The sequence below is a fragment of the Mycobacterium paraterrae genome, from assembly GCF_022430545.2.
GTDB classification, from domain to species: Bacteria; Actinomycetota; Actinomycetes; order Mycobacteriales; family Mycobacteriaceae; genus Mycobacterium; species Mycobacterium paraterrae.
This window is the reverse complement of record NZ_CP092488.2, coordinates 3,466,677-3,486,551: the sequence shown is the minus strand read 5'-3', so window position 1 is coordinate 3,486,551 and position 19,875 is coordinate 3,466,677. Positions and strand designations below refer to the sequence as shown.

Sequence of the window (19,875 nt, the reverse complement as noted above, 5' to 3'; positions counted from 1 at the left end):
GCAAAGGGGTGATCCGTGTCGGACAAGACGCCCGATGACATCTTCAAGCTCGCCAAAGACGAGCGCATCGAGTACGTCGATGTCCGCTTCTGCGATCTGCCTGGCACCATGCAGCATTTCACGATTCCCATCTACGCCTTCGACGAGAACGTGTTCGAAGAGGGGTTGGCGTTCGACGGATCCTCCATTCGCGGCTTCCAATCGATCCACGAATCGGACATGCTGCTGCTCCCCGACCCCGAGACTGCGACCATCGACCCGTTCCGCACTGCCAGAACGCTGATCGTGAACTTCTCCGTACACGACCCCTTCACCCTCGAGTTGTATTCGCGCGACCCCCGCAACGTGGCACGTAAAGCGGAGAACTATCTGATCGCCTCCGGCATCGCCGATACCGCTTATTTCGGCCCGGAAGCCGAGTTCTACATCTTCGACTCGGTGAGCTTCGACTCGCGCACGAACGAGTCGTTCTACAAGGTCGACGCCGCGTCGGGATGGTGGAACACCGGAGCGGACAGCGAGCCCGACGGCAGCCCCAACCGGGGCTACAAGGTTCGCCCCAAAGGGGGGTACTTTCCTGTTGCCCCGGCCGACCATTACGTCGACCTGCGCGACGTCATGCTCACCCACCTGACCAATGCCGGATTCCACCTAGAGAAAGGTCACCACGAGGTCGGCAGCGGCGGGCAGGCCGAAATCAACTACAAATTCAACACGTTGCTGCACGCGGCCGACGACCACCAGATGTTCAAATACATCGTCAAGCAAACCGCTTGGCAGGCAGGCAAATCGGTGACGTTCATGCCCAAGCCGCTGTTCGGCGACAACGGCTCGGGCATGCATTCACATCAATCGCTGTGGACGGACGGCGTGCCCCTGTTCTACGACAAGGACGGGTACGCCGGTCTGTCGGACATCGCGCGGCACTACATCGGCGGGCTGCTCTACCACGCGCCGTCGCTGCTGGCGTTCACCAACCCGACGGTGAACTCCTACAAGCGGCTAGTCCCCGGCTATGAAGCACCGATCAATCTGGTGTACAGCCAACGCAATCGGTCGGCATGCGTGCGGATCCCGATCACCGGCGACAACCCGAAAGCCAAGCGTTTGGAGTTCCGCTGTCCCGACGCGTCGGGGAATCCATACCTCTCGTTTGCAGCCATGTTGATGGCCGGTTTGGATGGCATCAAGAACACGATCGAGCCGCCACCCCCGATCGACAAGGACCTCTACGAGCTTCCGCCGGAGGAGGCGGCAGAGATCCCGCAGGCTCCGACCCAGCTGGCCGCGGTGATAGACCGGCTGGAAGAGGATCACGAATACCTGACCCAGGGCGGCGTTTTCACGCCCGACCTTATCGCCACCTGGATCAGCTACAAGCGCGACTATGAGCTCGCACCCTACAACCTGCATCCGACGCCGTACGAGTTCGCGCTCTACTACGACGTGTGATCACTCGACCGGGTCGGGCGCCCACCTCGGCAGGCGCACTGCGGGCCGTCGCGTGGACCGGGCCGCGGCAAGTGCCACCGCACTCTCACCATTGATCGCGGTCAGCGGCGGCGGCTGACCCTTGCGAAGGGTCGCGATCAGCTCGCGATACGGGCCGATGAGATACACGGTGTCACCGGCTCGCAACTGCGAGTTGCGGCGAGGACGCAAGCTCACTGGCCCCTCCGGACGGGTGACCGCAATGACCCGGGTCTGCGTCGACATGTCGACCATGCGCAGACCGTCGAGTTCGCTGCCTTCGGCGACAAGCATGGCGCCGACCATGAATGACCGCTGACCGACCCAGAACGTACCTAATACCTTCAGTCCCATCGCGGCTCCGATGAACCACGGCGCCGCCAAATCGACGATGGAACGCACGTTTTCGAACCCGAACTGATCGCGCACCGCGGCGCTCAGCGCACGGCCCTGCACCCGTAGCACGATGGGCACAGCGGTGTCGGACCCCAACATCTCCAACAAGACGATGCCGGTCCGGATGTTCTCCATGTCGTCCTGAGTCACCACCGCGATTCCGCGGGCACGATCGCTGCGCGCCGATTCCAGCGTCGAGCGCGACGTGGAGTCGCCGAAGATCACCGGCACGTCGAGGTCGGCCAAAGTAGGCAGGAACCGGTTGTTCTCGTCCTGCTCGATGACCACCACGTCATAGCCGGCAGTGGTGAGATCGGTGACGACTCGAATCCCTGTCGAGCCCATCCCGACGACGACGATATGGTCGCGCATCCGGCGCGCGCGCCGCAGTCCGGCGGTATGAAGAAATCGGCGCGACAGCAGCAGGTCGGCGATCAAGGCGACCAGGATGGCGCTGACCGTCACGCCGCCGTACATCAACCCGATGGCGAACAACCGCAGCATCGAAGACTGCTGGGCAAAGCTGAAATCACCGAAGCCAACGCTCGAGATCGTCTCCGACGTGAAATAGAAGGCGTCGAGCCAGCTCATCCTCGGGTTGAGGTAGGCGAAGCGGACGATGGCTGTCGAGCCGAGCATCAACACCAGCGAGCCCACCAGCGAGGGCACCAACAGCGGATGGACGTCATGCCGCATGGCGCGCAGGGCATCGATGACGTGTCGAATTCTGGAGTTGCGCGAACGCGTCGCCGTCCACGACGGCACCTTGATTCCGCGAGCTTCGAGCTCGTCTTTCACGCCGATCATCGATGTCCAGTCACCGGCGTAGACCTGCTGGTCGCGCCCCGGACACGGCACCACCTCGCCGGGGTTAGGCGAGTTCTCGGCATGGACCACGGCGACCGGTGCCAAGTCACCGTAAATTTCGCGTAGCGTCCCGGCCTTGCGTACCTCCGAACCCCACACTACGAATTCGATTCCGGCCGTGGCGAACTGGTGCGCATTGCGGCACAGCACCGCCTCGACCACCGAGGGCGCCGCGAGTCTTGCGACGTTCAGGATGGCGCCCGGACCGCTGACCGCGGCAACGGCATCACCTAGGACGTTATCGCCGATGCGGGCCACCACCCGGACGTTCGGGCTGTATCTGCGAGCCAGCAACGCGATCTCGAGATTCAGTGCGTCATTGGATCCGGCACAGACGACCGCTCGTGCCCGGTGTACACCGGCGGCCAGAAGTTCGGCGGCCGAGCTGATTCTGATGATGCGGGCCCCGGCACCCCGCAGTTCCTCGATGATGGTGTTGGCCAGCGGATCGTCACCAGAGACGATGATCTCTCGGTGGAACTGAAAGACCTCGCCCATTGTCCGGCTACCACCTACGCTGTCACCTGCGGTTCAGGCTTTCTATGACTATCGGGCACCGGGCTCGATTGCGCCACCGCTACGAACGACGGTGCCTGGCAGGCAGATCAACACACACGCATGCAACAGGTTCGACCCGCGTTCGTCACCGCCACGAAATGTTCGAGGTGCCACGTCAGGCTCCACGTCGATGGTGACGTGCGCGAAGATTATTGCCCGAGATGCGGCAATCGATGTGCGCCGGCGCCAGGTACAGGCCGGCATTGGCCATCCATCGCATCTGACAATCCTCGACGACGATGGGCATGTCGCCCGGGATCTCGGCGAGCACGCGACGCAATTGTTCGACGTTCATCTGCAGCACACGCTCATGATCAAATACGCTTCCTGGCAATAGATTCCAGAACAATTACTGTCGTTCGAGAGCCAGACTGAAAAACGGGCGTTGAGAACCCGCTGAGAAGTATCGGTGGCGCACAGAACTTCACGCAGAATGGCACGTGTGAAGGTGTGGCCGTGGCGTCGAGGCTGGCTGGGACGGTTGCCGTCTCTCAGCAACTTAGGCATCTCGGCCCGCTCAGCGGCGGTGTCCGGCATCGTGGTGTTGTTGGCCTTCGCCTGCGCCGGCGCACTGTTCGATGTCATCCTGTACCGCTCCTTGATCACCGACGTCGACGATGCGACCGCGGGCAGGGTCCGCAGTATCGCCGAAGCCCTGCAGTCGAAGCCGACCGACGCCCTTCAGCGCGAGCTATTGACCATCAACCATCACGTCGTCGCCATCCAGCTGATCTCGCCCGACGGCAAGGTTGTCGAGCGTGCCGGAGCGGCACCCGACACACCGCTGGTTCCGACCAGCGATTTCGACCTGCACCTGCACCGAGGAATGCCCGACGACGCGGTTCCCAACGACGACATGCGGGTCAGCGGTCAAAAGGTGAGCACGCCTTCTGGGCAGTACACCGTGATTGTCGGCGGCGGTAGCGAGGAGGTCGAGGCAACCGCCCGGACGGTCGCCTTATTGCTGGCATGCGGCGGCCCGTTGATCGCCGCAGTGGCCGCAGGGGCGAGCTACCGGCTCGTTCGTCACTCGCTGCAGTCAGTCGATGCGATCCGGGGCCAGGTGGCGGAAATTTCCACATCTGACCTGGCGGAGCGAGTTCCGGTGCCGGCGAGTCGCGATGAGATCTCGGCTCTGGCGGTCACGATGAACGAGATGCTGTCGCGCCTGGAAGCCGGCCATCGGGCGCAACAGCGCTTCGTCGGGGACGCCTCTCACGAGCTGCGCAGCCCGTTGGCCACCATCATCTCCGGATTGGAAGTGGCACAGGCACATCCCGAGCTGCTCGATGCCGAACTCGCGGTCAACACCCTGCTACCCGAGGCCCAGCGGATGAGAGCGCTGATCCAAGATCTGCTCGTCCTGGCACGGGCCGACGAGCAAAGTTTGGTGTTGCGCACCGAGCAGGTTCAGCTGGATGACATCGCCGAAGTGGAGGCGAGCCGGGCACGCCGCAGCGCCGAATGCTTGATTCACACTGCCATGTCGCCGACACACCTGACAGGTGACCCGGCAGCGCTATCACGGGTTGTCCGCAACCTGGTGGACAACGCTGTCCGCCATGCCAGATCACGAGTCGACATCGATGTCGGCAGTCTGGACGGAATGGTCACGGTCTCGGTGAGCGACGACGGCCCGGGCATACCTCGGGAGGACCGGAGCCGGGTTTTCGAGCGGTTCGTTCGGCTCGACACCGACCGGGCCCGAAGTAGCGGCGGCAGCGGGCTGGGCCTGGCTATCGTTGCCGAATTGGTTGCCGCGCACGGCGGTACGGTCTCAATCCGCGACCGGTCCGGAGGCGGGACCACGGTGGTGGCAGAACTTCCTCAGCACAACATCCGATAACCGAGCCCGCGGATCGTCTCGATGGTGTTGGTACCAAAGGGAACATCGATCTTGCGACGCAGATAACCCACGTAGACCTCGACCACGTTGTCTGGGCCCTCGTAATCCGGCCCCCACACGTTGCTCAAGATGTCGGCCCGGGTCACGACAGCGCCCTTGTTGTGCAAGAAGTACTCGAGCACACCGTACTCGCGTGGCGTCAAGTCAATCGGGGTCGAGTCGCGTCGGACCGTTTGTTGGGCGGGGTCGACTGACAGCGAACCCGCCGCCAACACGGTCGGCCGGCACAGCCGATAACCGACTCCGCGGATCGTCTCGATGGTGCTGGTACCAAAGGGAACATCGATCTTGCGACGCAGATAACCGACGTATACCTCGACAACGTTGTCAGGACCCTCGTAGTGGGCGTCCCACACGTTGCTCAGGATCTGCGCTTTGGTCACCACCGCGTCCTTGTTGCGCATGAAGTACTCGAGCACACCGTATTCCCTTGGCGTCAAGTCGATCTGCGTCGAGCCGCGATGGACCGTGTGCCGAGTAGGGTCGAGCGACAAGGAGCCCGCCGTCAACACCACCGGTCGCTCGGGCGCTCCACGACGTACCAGTGCGCGTAGCCGCGCCACGAGTACCCGGAATGAAAACGGCTTGGTCAGGTAGTCGTCCGCGCCGAGGTCGAAGGCGTCGATCTCGTCGTATTCCCCGTCCTTGGCGGTCAGCATGAGCACCGGCGTCCACACTCCGCGGGCTCGCATCCGGCGCAGCACCTCATAGCCGCTGTGACCGGGCAGCATGATGTCGAGAATCACCACGTCGAAGCTGTTTTCCGTCGCTTCGTGAAGGCCTTCCACACCCGTCTGGGCGGACACCACGACGAAGCCCTCGGCCTTGAGTCCCATGGCCAGGGTTGCCGACAGCCGAGGCTCGTCCTCGACCAGCAAAACCCTCACGTGTTTCTCCTATGTCAAGCCGCTGCCGGTTGGCAAGGCTGAGTTCGGTGTTGCTGGTCGGTGTGGAGGCGGCCGAAGACGACGCGGGCGAGGCGGCGTTTGAGGCAGCGCAGGGCTTCGGGATTGGAGTCGCCTGCGGCTAATCGATGACGGTAGTAGGTCTGTCCGAGGCCCTCGAGGCGGATTTGGGTGACGGCGATGCGGTGCAGGGCGGCATTGAGTTGTCGGTTGCCGGAGCGGGTCATGCGGACTCGACCGGCGGTGTTGCCCGACCACACTGGTACCGGGGCCACCCCGGCATGCCGTGCGAAGGCGGCCTCGCTTTTGAACCGGGTCACTCCTGCCGTCTCACCGACGAGCTTGGCCGCGGTCAACTCCCCGCACCCGGGCATCGCCAACAGTGTCGGGGCAATCGCGCGCACTCGCGCACCGATCCGCTTGGCCAGCGCGTCGATCGCTTCGGTCAGCCGGTCGATGTCGGCGAGCTCATCGCGGGCCAGCTCGGCGACTAGACCGGGAACGGTCGTCAACCAGGCGCCCAACAGCAGGCGATGTTTAGCGCGATCCAACGACCCAGGACGGGGGGCGCGCTCGGGATCAAGTTCATGAACTCGCCAGCGCAACCGGTTGATCGTTGCAGTCCGTTGTGCCACAAGAACTTCCCGGCGATCCACCAGCAGCTTCAGCTCGCGGGACACCTCATCATGGGACGCTACCGGCAGATCGGGTTCACGCAGGAATCCCCGCGCAACTGCGAGCGCATCGATCGGGTCAGACTTGCCCCGGGTCCGTGCCGACGCACGGGTTTGGGCCATTAACTTCGGTGGTACTCGCACCACCTTTTGGCCAGAACCCAGCAAGTCGCGTTCCAGGCGCGCTGACAAATGCCGGCAATCCTCGATTGCCCACACCACCTCGGCGCCAAAGCGTTCCCGGGCCCACATCACCGCCTCAGCATGCCCGGCAGTGACCGCTCTGACAGTCTTCTCGCCGAGCTTGCGCCCCACCTCGTCGACAGCAACAAAGGTATGGGTGTGCTTGTGAACATCGGCTCCAACAACAACCATAGGGGTTGCCTCCTTCACTGTGAGGTGACGGTTGGGCCGGTCGGCGGACAAACCTCAGTGGGGGCGGTGCCACGCTCCTATCAAGTCACGCCGGCCGGTCCTTCACACCCGGTGCCGGCAAAACGCATGAACGCCAACCGAAGGCGGCAGGCAGGCTATGAGCCAGACACCAGGTGATCAGGATCCAACCACCGCAACCTCCTGCGGCACCTCACCCTGACACTGACGGCACGCTACGTGGCCAGACCTGGATGTGTTGTGGCTGGACGGTGACCACGCCCAGCGTGACCGCCGGCACCTTCGTCAACTGGCGCGTCGTGGCCCCGCTCATCGCGATTCATCCTCGGTCTTTGGCTAACTGTCGGGACTATGAATACGACAGTTCCGCTGAGAAATCGCTGAGAGCTGAGCTCGAACGCCTGATCTACGCGCGCGTCAGTGGATACCGAGTTGGTTACATTCCAGGACAAAGAGCTCGGTAGGCGGATCCGTCCCATGACGGTGCAGCTCCTGGCCCTCGCTGGTCGAATAGAAGTGATCCGACTGGGCTTTCACGCACCGCTGCAGCTTGTTCTGCCCGGAGTTGTACCAGACCCACAGCAGCGCTACTACGAGCACGGTCGTGGCGACCACAGGCAGGAAGACTCGTCTTCTCATGTCCGATCAATCTTACGGGTAGGCGAACCGGTCATCGCGCGCCCGTCATGCTCGAAAGTTCTCGGCGCAGTTCGCGATACGCGGCGACGAGTTCTTCGATCGAGAAGCCGATGTTCGCACCACTTGGATTGGGCAGTACCCATGCCGGCGTTCCGGCGAAGCCCGGGGCAAACCTCCCCCACGGCACGTCGGGAGTGCCGAGCATGCAGGCCAGCGCTCGCTTACCCAGGAAGGCGATCATACGAGGCTCGTAGCGGCGGATCTTCGACTCGAATTGCGGCCGAGCGGTTCGGAACTCGACGGGTGACACCTCGCTGGCGGATGACGTCGGTCGCTGTACCACCGCCGTCACGCCGCACCCGTAGTCAAGCAATCGGCGTTGATCGGCGGGCTGGAGGCGGCAATCTGTGAAACCGGCAAGATGCAGCACGGGCCAAAAACGGTTGTTCCGATGCGAGAAGTGATAGCCGTCCTTGACGGCGCTCGCGGCATAGTTGAGTCCGCAAAAGACGACATCGAGACCCTCGGTCAGGATATCCGGCTCGAACTCGGGCACGTCCGCGCTCCCACACGATTCGATATGTTGTGACGTACAACGCTTCTGGCGCTCGCAGCATCCGAACGCGCCTGCGCGGATGATTATTTCCCGCCCGAAAGACCTATGCCGCAGCCACCGTCACGCCGACCAACCCGGGACTCGCCAGCGCTGCCGCCACAATCGGATTATCGAGCCTGGGCGCCGATGAGCTGCGGGACCATCGAGGCGGCGACGGGTGCACCGATGTGATAACCCTGACCGATGTCGCAGCCGTGCTCGCGCAGCCAGTCCGCGGTGGCGGCGTCCTCGATGCCCTCGGCTACCACGGTGACGTCCAGTTCGTGGGTCAGGTCGATCACCGCACGCACCACTGCCGCGGCACGCTTGTCGTCGGTGATCGACGAGATGAATTGCCGGTCCAGCTTGACCTCGTCGACAGGCAGGTCACGCAAATACGACAGCGCCGAAAACCCGCTGCCGAAGTCGTCGATCGCCACCCGGATACCCACATCACGCAGCCGTCGCAATACCGTCGTCACCCGGTCAATATCGTTGACGATCAGATCCTCTGTGATCTCGACGGTGAGCAAAGCCGTTGACAGGTGCCGACTTTGGAGCGCTCCACATAGAGCGTCGGGCAGCCCCGCGTCCTTCAGATCCGGGGCGAACACGTTGACCGCGACCGCCGTGTCGACACCGGCTGTCTGCCACCGCACCGCGTCGTCGAGGGCTTTGGTTACGACCAACTCAGTCACTTGCCGCATCAGCCCGTGCTGTCGCACAAGGCCCATGAACGTATCCGGCCGCAACTCGCCCAGTTCCGGATGCGGCCAACGCAACAACGCCTCCAGCCCTACGACCCGGCCAGAGCGTAGATGAATCTTCGGTTGGTACACCAAGGTCAATTCGGCGTGATCGATGGCTCGGCGCAACTCTCCCAGCAGGCGAATCTGCGCAGCGCCGTCGGCGGCGGGCCGGTCGGCAGCGCGACCGGCCCGCTCCGTGACGTCAGGCACGGCCAGTTCCATATCGGGGCTGAAAGAATGCATGCCCGACGAGCGCGAGCGCTTGGCGGCGTACATCGCCATGTCGGCCCGCTTCAGCAGCAGGTGCGGTGCAATATCGGGCTCGTCAGGCGACGCCAGGGCAATGCCGACGCTGGGACGCACGAGGATCGTTTCCCCCGCGATGAAAAGTGGCTGTTCGAAGGCCTCGACGACGCGGCCCGCGACCACGTAGGACTGGTCCTCCGGCCCCTCGAGCAAGAGAGCGAACTCGTCACCGCCTAGCCGTGCGACCGTGTCGCCGGGACGGACGCTGTCGGCGATGCGTTGTCCGACCCTCACGAGAACGTTGTCGGCCACCGGGTGGCCCAGGCTGTCGTTGACCAGCTTGAAGTCATCGATGTCGATCGATACGACGGCAACCGATCGTTCGTCGCGCTGACGAAGGGTCAAGGCGTGGGTGAGTCGGTCGTGGAACAGCGTGCGGTTGGGTAGGCCGGTCAATGGGTCGCGCAGCGCTTGCTGAGCCGCGTCGGCCAGCAGCCGTCGGGTCTCCGCGGCGGCCACCACCTGCCGCGAGACCACGCTGATCATCAGGAGCGGCACGAGCAACGACTCAAAACCCGACATGACGATCGCCGGTCCCACGGTGCCGGCCAACAACAACGGCACATACGGCAGCCACAACGACGTATTCGACGAGACCGTTTCGGGTCGGTGAGTCGAGGAAGAACGACGACTCATTTGTGCCGCGGCGGCGAACGCGATCGAGGCGGCGAACCAGCCAAGATCGAGCAGGCTACCGGCATGGAATCGGCCGCTCGCAATGAGGCTGACGTAGCCGGTATTGGTGGCGGTCAACAACAGTATGGCGGCGCCGAGCAGCCACAGCTCGCGTCGATATCGCGGTTCGGCACGCCCGGTGATCAGTACCACCGTGGTCAGAACCGTCAGGTCGCCGATCGGAAGCAGCACTCTGAGAACTGGCACGTCTCGATTCGCGGCGTAGGTGTCGTAGACACTGTGTAACGCGACTATCCACATCAACAGCAGCAGGCATAGTCCGGCCGTGATGCCGTCCAGGACGTTGCGCAACCGCGACCCCCTCAGCGGTCCGGCCGGAAAGAACGTCAAGGCCCCCGCCATGAGCAGCGTGCACGCCAGATACCAAAGGCCCGGTGAGGCCGGAAAGGGCTTGTCTTGCAGCAGACCTAGGTGCAGAGCCCAGATCACGTTTCCGGCCGCTCCGACGCCAAGCGCGACCGACAGCAACGTCCAGGCTCTGCGGCCGGCCCCGGCAGCACACCGGGCGGCAAAGACCGCCCATGCCGTCGCGTAGATCGACGACGCCACCAGCGTCAGACTGTCGACGGCGCGGACCACGCCTTCGCCGCCCCAACGCAAGGTCAGTTCTAGCGCGAGCGCAATGCCGACGACGAGCGGGAGGAGCAGCAGTCCGGCACCCAGCAGTCGTCGACGAACGGTCATGCCCCCACGACCTCCCTGGCTCGCAGATCGATTCACCGAGCGTGCCAGAAAATGCCCATATTGGGGCGCTTTTGCCGAGTGGATGGTTTGCTGGGCGGCCTAAACCGGGTCGACGAAGATCGGCTGCTCCCCCGACATTCCGGCCACCACGGCGGCGACCTGGTTGGGCTTGCCGATCAGTCCGGTCTGGAGTTCGGATTCGAGTTTGAGCGCCCCGGCGGCGTCATCGCTGACCCAGGTTTCGTCGTACAGGCGCTTCGCGGCCCGCACGGCGTCGGGAGACTTCTGCGCGATCTCCTCCGCAAGCGCGAGCGCCGCCGCGAGCGGGTCCTCGCTGGTGCGGGTGACCAAGCCGAGCGCCAAAGCCTCAGTCCCCGAGACTATTCGGCCGCTGAAGGTCAGCTCCTTTGCCACATCGATGGGCAGCAGCCTCGGCAGGGTCTGCGTGATGCCCATGTCGGGAACCAGGCCCCACTTGACCTCCATCACCGAGAGCTTCGCATCCGGTGCGGCGATCCTGATGTCGGTGCCCAGAGCGATCTGCAGGCCACCGCCGAAGCAGTTGCCGTGGATCGCGGCGATCACCGGCGCCGGCACCAAAGACCAGTCGTAGGCCACCCGCTGAGCGAAGTTGGCCAGTCGGCCGTCCTCACGCTGGAGCAGCACGCCCGTGCCGCCCTGACCGGACATGAAGCTGGCAACGTCCAACCCGGAGCAGAAACTCTTACCCTCCCCATGCAGCACGACCGCACGCACGGATTGTTCGCCCGCCAACCGCTCCGCGGCCTTCGTCAGCCCCTCGAACATGGCCTGATCGAGCGCGTTGTGCTTGTCGGTGCGCACCATGGTCACCGTCGCGACGCCGGCGGCGCCAATTTTCACCTGGACTCTGTCTTCAGACATGCTCGGGAATGTACTCCGCCAGTCATCGGGGCCTCGGGGTGTCCGCCTCGTCAGGTGGCCTTGAGCTGGAGGCGCTTGCGTCGCCTCACCAGGATGCTGGGCAACCAGTCCCCGACCTCGACGGCTTCGATCCAGGTCGTGCGCTCGAGCACGGTCCGAAAGACGATCTGCGCCTCGAGGCGCGCCAGTGCCGCACCGACGCAGAAGTGCGCGCCTTTGCCGAATGTCACGTGCCCCTTGGCGCTGGACCGGTCGAGACGAAATTCGTCGGGCGCCTCGAAATGCGCGGGGTCACGGTTGGCCGCCCCCCACATCAGCAGCAGATGAGCGTTCGCCGGCACCGGAACCCCGCCGAGGGTGGTATCGCGCCACACGTGCCGGTAGTGGCCGCGAAACGGCGGCTCGTAGCGCAACGCCTCTTCGACGAACGCATTCAACAGGGTTGGGTTTTCGCGAAGCTGCGCCTGAATTTCCGGGCGCTCAGCCAGGATCCACGCGGCACTGCCCAGCAGCGACGCCGTGGACTCACCCGCCGCGCTGAACAAGGTCAGCATGATGTTCATCGCAACGGTCTGGTCCACTTCGCCCGCGGCGTAGCGAGCAGCCATATCTGGTATCAGTCCGGGTTGCTCGGTGCCAGTTGACTTTTCGAAATGTTGGGTGACGTAATTCGCCAACTCGAAGGCCGCCACCCCGGCCTCCTGCAACTGAGCCTGGGTGACGACACCGTCGAGCAGTGTCGTGGTCGCGAAGCCCAGACGAATGAGATCGTCGACGTCGCCTTCGGGTAGCCCCAACAGCTTGGCGACGACCATCATCGGGAGGCGGTTGGCGATCGCGCTCATCCATTCGATCTGCCCGTCACGGAGGTTGTCATCCCACAGTCGTTGCGCGACGTCGTTGGCAAACTCCTCGATGACGCGAACCCGCTTTGCGGACAAGTGCGGCAACAAGATCTTTCGATGTATCGCGTGTGTCGGGTCGTCTGCGGTGGCCAGGGCGTGGCCGGGGCTGCCCGCCTCCATCATCGGGAACGGTGTCACGGTCCCGTCTTCGCCGTAGACCATCGTCGCGGTCAGATTCGAGGAGAAATCCTCGACCCGCTCGACGGCTTCGATCAGCGCGTCCCAGCCGCACACGGCATAGAACTCGGACTCGCCGATCCGGTGCACCGGGGCCGCGGATCGCATGCGTTCGTAGAGCGGATACGGGTCCTGCAGCGCCTCGGTGCCAAAGAAATTGTCCGGGTCCGACAGCACTGTCACCGCTTCAGATTGGGCGTCACCGCAGGCAGGGTCAACATCGTCCGACAAAGTTGAAAAGCGGACATGTTCGTCCGGGGCGACCGGCTTATCAACTACGACGGCGGACCTGGGACTTCGATGAGAAAAATGGTCTTTGGTTTCTCAGTGTGAGAGAAAGCTTTTATTTCGTCGCCGCCCAGGGCACCATCGACACATGCCGCGCGACGACTGGCTGCTGGGACAAGACAGACACAGCGCGGCCGCGGACAAGCTCTACACCGCGGCTGCCGATCTGATCGCGGAGGCCGGCTACGAGGCCTTCAGCATCGAGGCGTTGGCCGCGAAAACCCACTGTTCGCCCGCCACCATTTATCGCCGCGCGGGCGGCAAGGCCGCCATCCGCGACGCCGTCGTGACGATCCAAGCCACCCGGATCTTGGGATCCGTGCGCGACGCCATCGACGGTCTCACCGGCCCCGAGCGCGTTGTGACAGCGACAATCGTTGCGCTGCAACGTATCCAGGCAGATCCCTTGGTGTCACTGATGCCGTCAGCGCAGCTGGGGCCTGGTAGTGAATGGCTGACCACGTCGCCGGTCGTCAGCAGCTTCGCTGCCGAGATGCTGGGTGAGGACAACGCCGACCCGCTTGCGGCGCAGTGGCTGATTCGGGTGTTCCTCGCGCTCTGGTGTTGGCCCGTCAAAGACGCTGCCGCCCAACGCGTTATGGTCCAGCGCTTCCTGGGTCCATCTTTCGGCGGTGGATAGCTGCAGGTCACACCGCGGCAGTCGGCGCTAGGCCAGCAGGTATTGCTCGACCTGGCGGACGGCTATTGATCCCTCGCCCACCGCTGATGCCACTCTCTTGACAGAGCCGCTGCGAACGTCGCCGGCCGCGAAAATGCCGGGGCGGCTGGTTTCGAGCATCATCGGTTCGCGAGCAATGCGCACTCCTGCTCGACCGTTGGCCGAGTACAACGCTGCGGAACCGGTAGCTATAAAGCCGAAGTCATCGAGCGACACCGCACCGTGTAGCCATGCCGTATTGGGCGCAGCACCGATGAACACGAAGAGCGCCGTGGTATCGATGCGGCGCTCGCCGCCGGTGTGATTATTCTGCGCGACAATCGTTTCGACCCGCTTGTCCCCGTGGATTTCGCGGACCTCGGTGTGCAAGCAGACGGTAATCCGGGGTTGCTGGTGTATCTGGTCGACGAGGTAGCGCGACATGTCCTTCCCGATGTCGCCGGCGCGGATAAGCAGATACACGCGAGCGACCCGAGACGCCAGGAACACGGCGGCCTGCCCGGCGGAGTTACCACCGCCGACGATCACCACCGGACCGGCGCCGCACAGTAACGCCTCCTGGAATGTCGCGGCGTAAAAGATTCCGTTGCCCTCGAATCGCTCGATCCCGGGCACACTGAGCCGCCGATATCTGGCTCCCGTCGCCAATATGACGGCCCTGCCGACGATCGACGACTCGTCGCCAAAGCAGACCAGGTGCTTACCGCCGTCGGATTCGAGGTGGCACGCCTCGGCCGAGATCATCAGATCCGCACCGAACTTGTCGGCCTGGATCAACGCCCTTTCGGCCAGTTCGGCGCCGGAAAGCCCGCTGGGGAAGCCGAGATAATTCTCGATCCGCGACGACGTGCCGGCCTGTCCCCCAGCGGCGATCGCTTCAGCCGCGGCGGTACTGAGCCCGTCCGACGATCCGTACACCGCCGCGGCCAGGCCGGCAGGACCGGCACCGACGACGACGATGTCGCGTTCGTCGTGGCTGACGTCGGAAACCGGCAGGCCCATCCGCCGGGCCAGTTCGCTATTGGGCGGGTTGCGAAGGACCTCGTCACCCCAGATCACCACGGGGGTGTCTTGCGGCGCCACCCCGAACCGCCCTAATAGCGATTCAGCCTGCTTGTCACGCTCAAGATCGAGCCATCGATGCGGCAGCCTGTTTCGGGCCACGAACTCCCGCAGCCTCGTGGTGTCCGGTGAATAGCACGATCCGACGATCCAAAATCCGGTGCCCTCTTCGATGAGCAAGGTACGTCGGAGCAGGAAGGCCCGCAGGATGACATCACTGAGCATCGGGTCCTCGGCGACCAGGCTGCGCAACGACTGTGCGGCGACGACAAGGACCTCACCCGCCTGCGCCACCTGCGCGGTGTAGAACGCGGCCTCTCCGTCGAGGTCACCGACTTCGCCGAGAAACCGTCGCGGACCATGGACCCCGATAGTCCGTCGTTCACCCAGTGGATCCGAGACTGTGACGGCGACCTTCCCGGACAGGATGGCGTAAAAACGACCGGAGGGCTCGCCCTCGCGAACCAGGATGTCTCCGACACCGACCGAACGCTTTTGCCCACCGGCTTCAAGAGTGGAGATCTGAACGTCGTTCAGCCGCGGATAGGCCCCGAAGACATCCGGCGTTTCTTGCAACGCCGCCTCAGACATAGTTCTCGTGGACATAGCACCAGCGCCAATCCGCCTCCATGGCAGCCACGATGGGATGGCCGATGGTGTGCGCATGTCCCCGTGCGTGACGCATCGGCGACGAATCGCAACAACCGACATGTCCGCACGTGAGACACAGTCGTAGGTGCACCCACGGCGTCCCGAGCCGAAGACATTCCTCGCACCCGTTCGAGCGCGGCTCAACCTGCCGAATCGCTTCAACGTCCGGGTCGAAACCGATCGACGTCATGGTCATCCCTCCTTCGTACTGTGTCCGGTCAGGGCCTGATCCAGCCAAGACCTCAGTGCCGCAACGGATGCGGCTCCCGATTTGCGGGCCACCATCTCGCCGCGTTCGACAACCAGCAACGTCGGTACCGCTTGCACCGAAAAGCGTTGCGAGGTGGCCGGCGCCTTGTCGACATCGACCTTGACCAATTTGAGTTGGCCGGCGCGCTCCGCGGCGAGTTTCTCCAGGGCGGGACTCACCATCCGGCACGGTCCACACCACGTGGCCCAGAGGTCGACAACGACTGGGACAGCGGCCTTCTCGACGACGTCCGCGTAATCCTGGTCGCCGGCGTCGACAATCCAGGGCAACCAGTGACGGCAGTGGCCGCAGCGCGGCTTGCCGTCCGCGACGGCGGGAACCCGGTTGCGTGTCCCGCAGTTCGGACATGCCACGACGTTGGATTGCATATTCGCGCTCTCGTCAGGCCGCCACGGCGGACTCGGAGTAGGTGACCGCCAAGTCGCCGTCAACGACCGTGATGCGGATGACGCCGCCGGACTGGATCTCGCCCCGCAGCAGCGCACGCCCGATCTTGGTCTCGACCTCGTGCGCGATGTAGCGACGCAGAGGCCGCGCGCCGTATACCGGGTCGTAGCCGCGCTCGGCAATCATCCGACCGGCCTCCGCGGTGATGTCGAGCTGAACCTGCCGCTCCGCCAATCGCTTCCGCAGGTCCTCGAGCTGGAGCTCGACAATCCGTTCGATCTGTGTGATTGCCAGCGGCGTGAACAACACGATGTCGTCGACGCGATTCAAAAACTCGGGGCGGAAATGTCCACGCAGCTCGGCCATCACGCGTTCCCGTGCGTCAGGTTTGATCTCGCCGTCGCCGGTCACGCCGTCGAACAGATAATGCGATCCGATGTTGGATGTCATGATCACCACCGTGTTGCGGAAGTCCACGTGCCGGCGCTGCGCATCGGTAAGCCGACCGTCGTCGAGCACCTGCAACAGCGTGTTGAACACATCGGCGTGTGCCTTCTCGATCTCATCGAACAGCACAACCGAATAGGTGTCGAAAAGCGCTGCGGCAAGGGTTTTGGCGAGTTCGGTCTTGCCGACTCCGGTGGGCCCGAGGAAGATGAACGATCCGATCGGCCGCCGTGGATCGCGTATTCCGGACCTCGCGCGGATCACCGCGTCGGCGACCAGCTGCACCGCCTCGTCCTGACCGATCACCCGTTCGTGCAGTATCTCGTCGAGTCGCAGCAGCTTTTCCCGCTCGCCCTCCTGCAGCCGCGACACCGGGATGCCGGTCCACGCGGAGACGATCTCGGCGATCTCGTCCTCGGTGACGACTTCGCGGAGCAGCCGCCGTTGGCCCTGCTTGGACCTCAACTGCTCCTCGGCGGCCGCGAGTTTGCGTTCGACTTCTCGCATTTCGCCGTAGCGCAGCTCTGCGGCACGATTGAGGTCGTAGTTGCGCTCCGCTTCTTCGGCGCCTCGCCGTAGCTGTTCCAGTTGCTCACGGAGTTCCTGAACGCGCTTGATCGCCTGCCGCTCGGCGTCCCACTGCGCCTGCATCGAATCGGCCTCCGCGCGCAGGTCCGCCAGCTCCTTGCGAAGTTCTTCCAGCCGAGTCTGGCTAGCCGGGTCGGCCTCCTTCGACAACGCGGCCTCTTCGATCTCCAGCCTGGTGACGCGCCGGGTGATCTCGTCGAGTTCGGCTGGCATCGAATCGATTTCGGTCCGTAGCCGTGCGCATGCTTCGTCGACGAGATCGATCGCCTTATCGGGAAGGAACCTGTCGGTGATATAGCGGTGCGACAGCGTGGCGGCGGCCACCAGCGCGACGTCCTGGATCTTGACGCCGTGGAAGACCTCGAGGCGCTCGCGCAGTCCACGCAGGATGGAGATGGTGTCCTCGACGTCGGGCTCGTCGACCACGACCGTTTGAAATCGGCGTTCCAGCGCGGCGTCGTTTTCGATGTGCTTGCGGTATTCGTCGAGTGTGGTCGCACCGATCATGTGCAGTTCGCCGCGCGCAAGCATCGGCTTGAGCATGTTTCCGGCGTCCAGGGAACCCTCCGTCGCCCCTGCGCCGACCACGGTGTGCAACTCGTCGACGAACAGCAGGATGCGGCCCTCCCCGGCCTTCACCTCTGATAGCACCGCCTGCAACCGCTCTTCGAATTCGCCGCGGTACTTCGCGCCCGCCACCAACGAGCCCATGTCCAGAGAGAAGATGGTCTTGTCCCGCAGACCTTCCGGGACGTCGCCGCGCACGATCCGCTGCGCGAGCCCCTCGACGATGGCCGTCTTGCCGACCCCCGGGTCGCCGATCAGCACCGGATTGTTCTTGGTCTTGCGACTCAGGATCTGGATCACCCGGCGAATTTCGGAATCCCTGCCGATCACCGGGTCGAGCCTGCCTGACTGTGCCTCGGCGACCAGGTCACGCCCGTACTTCTCCAGGGCCTCGTAGGAACCCTCCGGTGTCGCGGAGGTTACCCGCTGGTTGCCACGGACCGTTGTCAGCGCTGCCAGGAAGGAGTCACGAGTCACATTGTGGCTCGCCAGGATTCGCCCTGCCGCCGTCGACGTGCCCTCTTCGGCCAGTGCTATCACGAGGTGTTCGACGGAGACGTAGTCGTCCTTGAGCCGCTTGGCTTCCCGTTCGGCGGCTTCCAGCACCCTCGCGAGGCGCCGGGTGACGGAAACCTGGCCCGGCGTCGCGCCCGGACCGCTGACCCTGGGTCTGCGTTCCAGTTCTCGCTGAAGATCCGCGCGCAATGCCGCGACGTCGACGTCGGCAGCGCTGAGCAGACGCGGCACCAGGCCTTCGGGCTGGTCGATCAGTGCCGCCAAGAGGTGCTCGCCGTCGACCTCTATGTGGCCCATTCGGGTGGCGATGTTCTGCGCTTCCTGCAGGGCCTCCTGCGATTTCTGCGTCAGACGGTTGACGTCCACAGCAAAGTCCTTCCTCCGCGTGACGCTGATTCGAGTTGCTCGATACGGTCGAGCAGGTCGAGAACCAGCCCGATCGCCGCGTAGTTGAGGCCCAAACCGGTTCGTAGGCGTTGGATCCGGGCGACGACGGCTACCGCGGACGGGTCGAACAACGGCTCGCCGCGGACATCCGGTGTGCACGGCAGCAGGCCAAGCGCGACCAGTCGGCGGACCATGTCCGGGTGCAGGCCAGATCGATGCGCCATGTGGTCAACCGACCACCCCGGCCGCCGCGCCAACGCATAACGGGGTGCCGTCATCGAGACCTCCTCGGGTCGAAGGTGGAGTCCACAGCCAATTGCTCGAACAGTTCCCGTTCCCGCGCAGTCGGTTTGGCCGGCACCATGACCTTGATTTCGGCGAACAGGTCGCCTGGTTTTCCCTTCGGGTTGGGCATTCCCTCCCCGCGCAACCGCAATCGTCTGCCGGTGGACGAGCCGGGGGGCACCTTCACTTTCGCCTCGCCACCCGGCGTCCGAACTGCCACCGTGGCGCCAAGCACCGCTTCCCACGGCGACAGCGGCAGGTCCGCGACGATATCGCGCCCGTCGAGTCGAAAGTGTTTGTCCGGCTTGATGTGGACAACCAGGTATAGGTCGCCTGGCGGACCGTCGCCGCGGCCGCGACCGCCCTCCCCAGCCAGTCGAATACGTTGTCCATCGACCACGCCGGCCGGGATGTTCACCATGTAGTTGCGGCCGCCGAGTGAGATCTGTCGCTTGCCCCCGCGATAGGCCTCCTCGACGGTCAGCTCGAGTTCAGCCTCTTGGTCAGCACCCGGGATCGGACCGAAACCCCCACCGCCGCTGAACATGTCGCCGAAGAGATCTTCGATGTTGATACCCGCTCCGGCACCGAAGCCTCCTGTGCTGTAACGGACCCGTCCGCCCCCTGGCGCCCCGCGAAAACCCCCTTGGCCACCCATCCCGGCACCTGCGCGCGCCTGCTCTTCCCAGTCGTCGGGGACATGCCGGAAATCGTCGCCGAACCGGTCGTACCGTTTGCGTGTCTCCGGGTCGGACAGGACGTGGTAAGCCTCGTTGATCTCTTTGAACCTGTCCTCAGCGCCCGGATCCTTGTTGACATCGGGGTGAAATTTGCGCGCCAACGAACGAAATGCCTGCTGAATCTGGTCGGGGGTGGCATCCCGGGACACCCTGAGGGCTTGGTAGAAATCGCGTGCCACTTAAA

The 19,875-nt window shown here is 64.1% G+C and carries 17 protein-coding genes and 2 pseudogenes; 3 read left to right on the top strand and 16 right to left on the bottom strand.

Annotated elements, in window-relative coordinates:
* The first annotated feature begins 15 nt into the window (after positions 1 to 15).
* Positions 16 to 1,452: a type I glutamate--ammonia ligase gene (glnA, locus tag MKK62_RS16805; RefSeq protein WP_240258753.1), complete on the top strand. Its 1,437-nt coding sequence runs from the start codon at positions 16 to 18 to the stop codon at positions 1,450 to 1,452.
* Here glnA and MKK62_RS16800 read toward each other — a convergent pair whose 3' ends face one another.
* Both MKK62_RS16800 and MKK62_RS16795 read right to left on the bottom strand, forming a co-directional pair.
* On the bottom strand, positions 1,453 to 3,231 hold the full coding sequence (locus MKK62_RS16800) for an NAD-binding protein (protein ID WP_240258754.1): 1,779 nt from the start codon (positions 3,229 to 3,231) through the stop codon (positions 1,453 to 1,455). It abuts the gene before it with no gap.
* A 175-nt stretch (positions 3,232 to 3,406) separates the two neighbouring features.
* The gene (locus tag MKK62_RS16795) at positions 3,407 to 3,595 is read right to left on the bottom strand and encodes a hypothetical protein (RefSeq protein ID WP_240258755.1); all 189 of its coding nucleotides are present in this window, start codon (positions 3,593 to 3,595) and stop codon (positions 3,407 to 3,409) included.
* A gap of 129 nt (positions 3,596 to 3,724) precedes the next feature.
* Between MKK62_RS16795 and MKK62_RS16790 the strand changes: the two genes are divergently transcribed.
* A complete protein-coding gene (locus MKK62_RS16790) occupies positions 3,725 to 5,137 on the top strand; it encodes a sensor histidine kinase (RefSeq protein WP_240258756.1) in 1,413 nt (470 codons plus the stop codon).
* On the opposite strand, the pseudogene MKK62_RS16785 reads toward MKK62_RS16790, so the two are convergent.
* The 8 genes and pseudogenes from MKK62_RS16785 to MKK62_RS16750 form a co-directional block, all read right to left on the bottom strand.
* A pseudogene (locus MKK62_RS16785) lies at positions 5,119 to 5,421 on the bottom strand (winged helix-turn-helix domain-containing protein); the annotation flags it as partial. The gene MKK62_RS16790 and the pseudogene MKK62_RS16785 sit on opposite strands and share 19 nt — an antisense overlap.
* Before the next feature lie 3 nt (positions 5,422 to 5,424).
* Positions 5,425 to 6,084, bottom strand: a pseudogene (locus tag MKK62_RS16780) (response regulator transcription factor); the annotation flags it as partial.
* A 14-nt stretch (positions 6,085 to 6,098) separates the two neighbouring features.
* Positions 6,099 to 7,169, bottom strand: a complete 1,071-nt coding sequence (locus MKK62_RS16775; protein WP_240258159.1) for an IS110 family RNA-guided transposase — start codon at positions 7,167 to 7,169, stop codon at positions 6,099 to 6,101.
* Positions 7,170 to 7,586: 417 nt separating this feature from the next.
* Entirely contained in the window at positions 7,587 to 7,808 is a 222-nt protein-coding gene (locus MKK62_RS16770; protein ID WP_240258757.1) for a hypothetical protein, read from the bottom strand.
* Positions 7,809 to 7,839: 31 nt separating this feature from the next.
* Entirely contained in the window at positions 7,840 to 8,364 is a 525-nt protein-coding gene (mug, locus tag MKK62_RS16765) for a G/U mismatch-specific DNA glycosylase (RefSeq protein WP_240258758.1), read from the bottom strand.
* Between the two features lie 167 nt (positions 8,365 to 8,531).
* On the bottom strand, positions 8,532 to 10,838 hold the full coding sequence (locus MKK62_RS16760) for a putative bifunctional diguanylate cyclase/phosphodiesterase (protein WP_240258759.1): 2,307 nt from the start codon (positions 10,836 to 10,838) through the stop codon (positions 8,532 to 8,534).
* 99 nt (positions 10,839 to 10,937) lie between these two features.
* A complete protein-coding gene (locus MKK62_RS16755; RefSeq protein WP_240258760.1) occupies positions 10,938 to 11,741 on the bottom strand; it encodes a crotonase/enoyl-CoA hydratase family protein in 804 nt (267 codons plus the stop codon).
* A gap of 50 nt (positions 11,742 to 11,791) precedes the next feature.
* Positions 11,792 to 13,006 carry a cytochrome P450 gene (locus tag MKK62_RS16750; RefSeq protein ID WP_240258761.1) on the bottom strand — a complete coding sequence of 405 codons (1,215 nt, stop codon included), beginning with the start codon at positions 13,004 to 13,006 and terminating at the stop codon, positions 11,792 to 11,794.
* 193 nt (positions 13,007 to 13,199) lie between these two features.
* Between MKK62_RS16750 and MKK62_RS16745 the strand changes: the two genes are divergently transcribed.
* Positions 13,200 to 13,751: a TetR/AcrR family transcriptional regulator gene (locus tag MKK62_RS16745; RefSeq protein ID WP_240258762.1), complete on the top strand. Its 552-nt coding sequence runs from the start codon at positions 13,200 to 13,202 to the stop codon at positions 13,749 to 13,751.
* 27 nt (positions 13,752 to 13,778) lie between these two features.
* Here the strand turns inward: MKK62_RS16745 and MKK62_RS16740 are convergent, their stop codons facing one another.
* The 6 genes from MKK62_RS16740 to MKK62_RS16715 are packed head-to-tail and all read right to left on the bottom strand — an operon-like array spanning position 13,779 to position 19,870.
* Complete coding sequence (locus tag MKK62_RS16740; RefSeq protein WP_240258763.1) at positions 13,779 to 15,443, bottom strand: FAD-dependent oxidoreductase; 1,665 nt, start codon at positions 15,441 to 15,443, stop codon at positions 13,779 to 13,781.
* Positions 15,436 to 15,693 carry a UBP-type zinc finger domain-containing protein gene (locus tag MKK62_RS16735; protein WP_240258764.1) on the bottom strand — a complete coding sequence of 86 codons (258 nt, stop codon included), beginning with the start codon at positions 15,691 to 15,693 and terminating at the stop codon, positions 15,436 to 15,438. Before MKK62_RS16735 ends, MKK62_RS16740 begins: the two co-directional genes overlap by 8 nt.
* Before the next feature lie 2 nt (positions 15,694 to 15,695).
* Positions 15,696 to 16,142: a thioredoxin gene (gene trxA / locus MKK62_RS16730; protein ID WP_240258765.1), complete on the bottom strand. Its 447-nt coding sequence runs from the start codon at positions 16,140 to 16,142 to the stop codon at positions 15,696 to 15,698.
* Between the two features lie 13 nt (positions 16,143 to 16,155).
* Positions 16,156 to 18,645: an ATP-dependent Clp protease ATP-binding subunit gene (locus tag MKK62_RS16725; RefSeq protein WP_240258766.1), complete on the bottom strand. Its 2,490-nt coding sequence runs from the start codon at positions 18,643 to 18,645 to the stop codon at positions 16,156 to 16,158.
* Entirely contained in the window at positions 18,627 to 18,944 is a 318-nt protein-coding gene (locus tag MKK62_RS16720) for a chaperone modulator CbpM (RefSeq protein WP_240258767.1), read from the bottom strand. Before MKK62_RS16720 ends, MKK62_RS16725 begins: the two co-directional genes overlap by 19 nt.
* On the bottom strand, positions 18,941 to 19,870 hold the full coding sequence (locus MKK62_RS16715; RefSeq protein WP_240258768.1) for a DnaJ C-terminal domain-containing protein: 930 nt from the start codon (positions 19,868 to 19,870) through the stop codon (positions 18,941 to 18,943). Before MKK62_RS16715 ends, MKK62_RS16720 begins: the two co-directional genes overlap by 4 nt.
* Between the last annotated feature and the right edge of the window lie 5 nt (positions 19,871 to 19,875).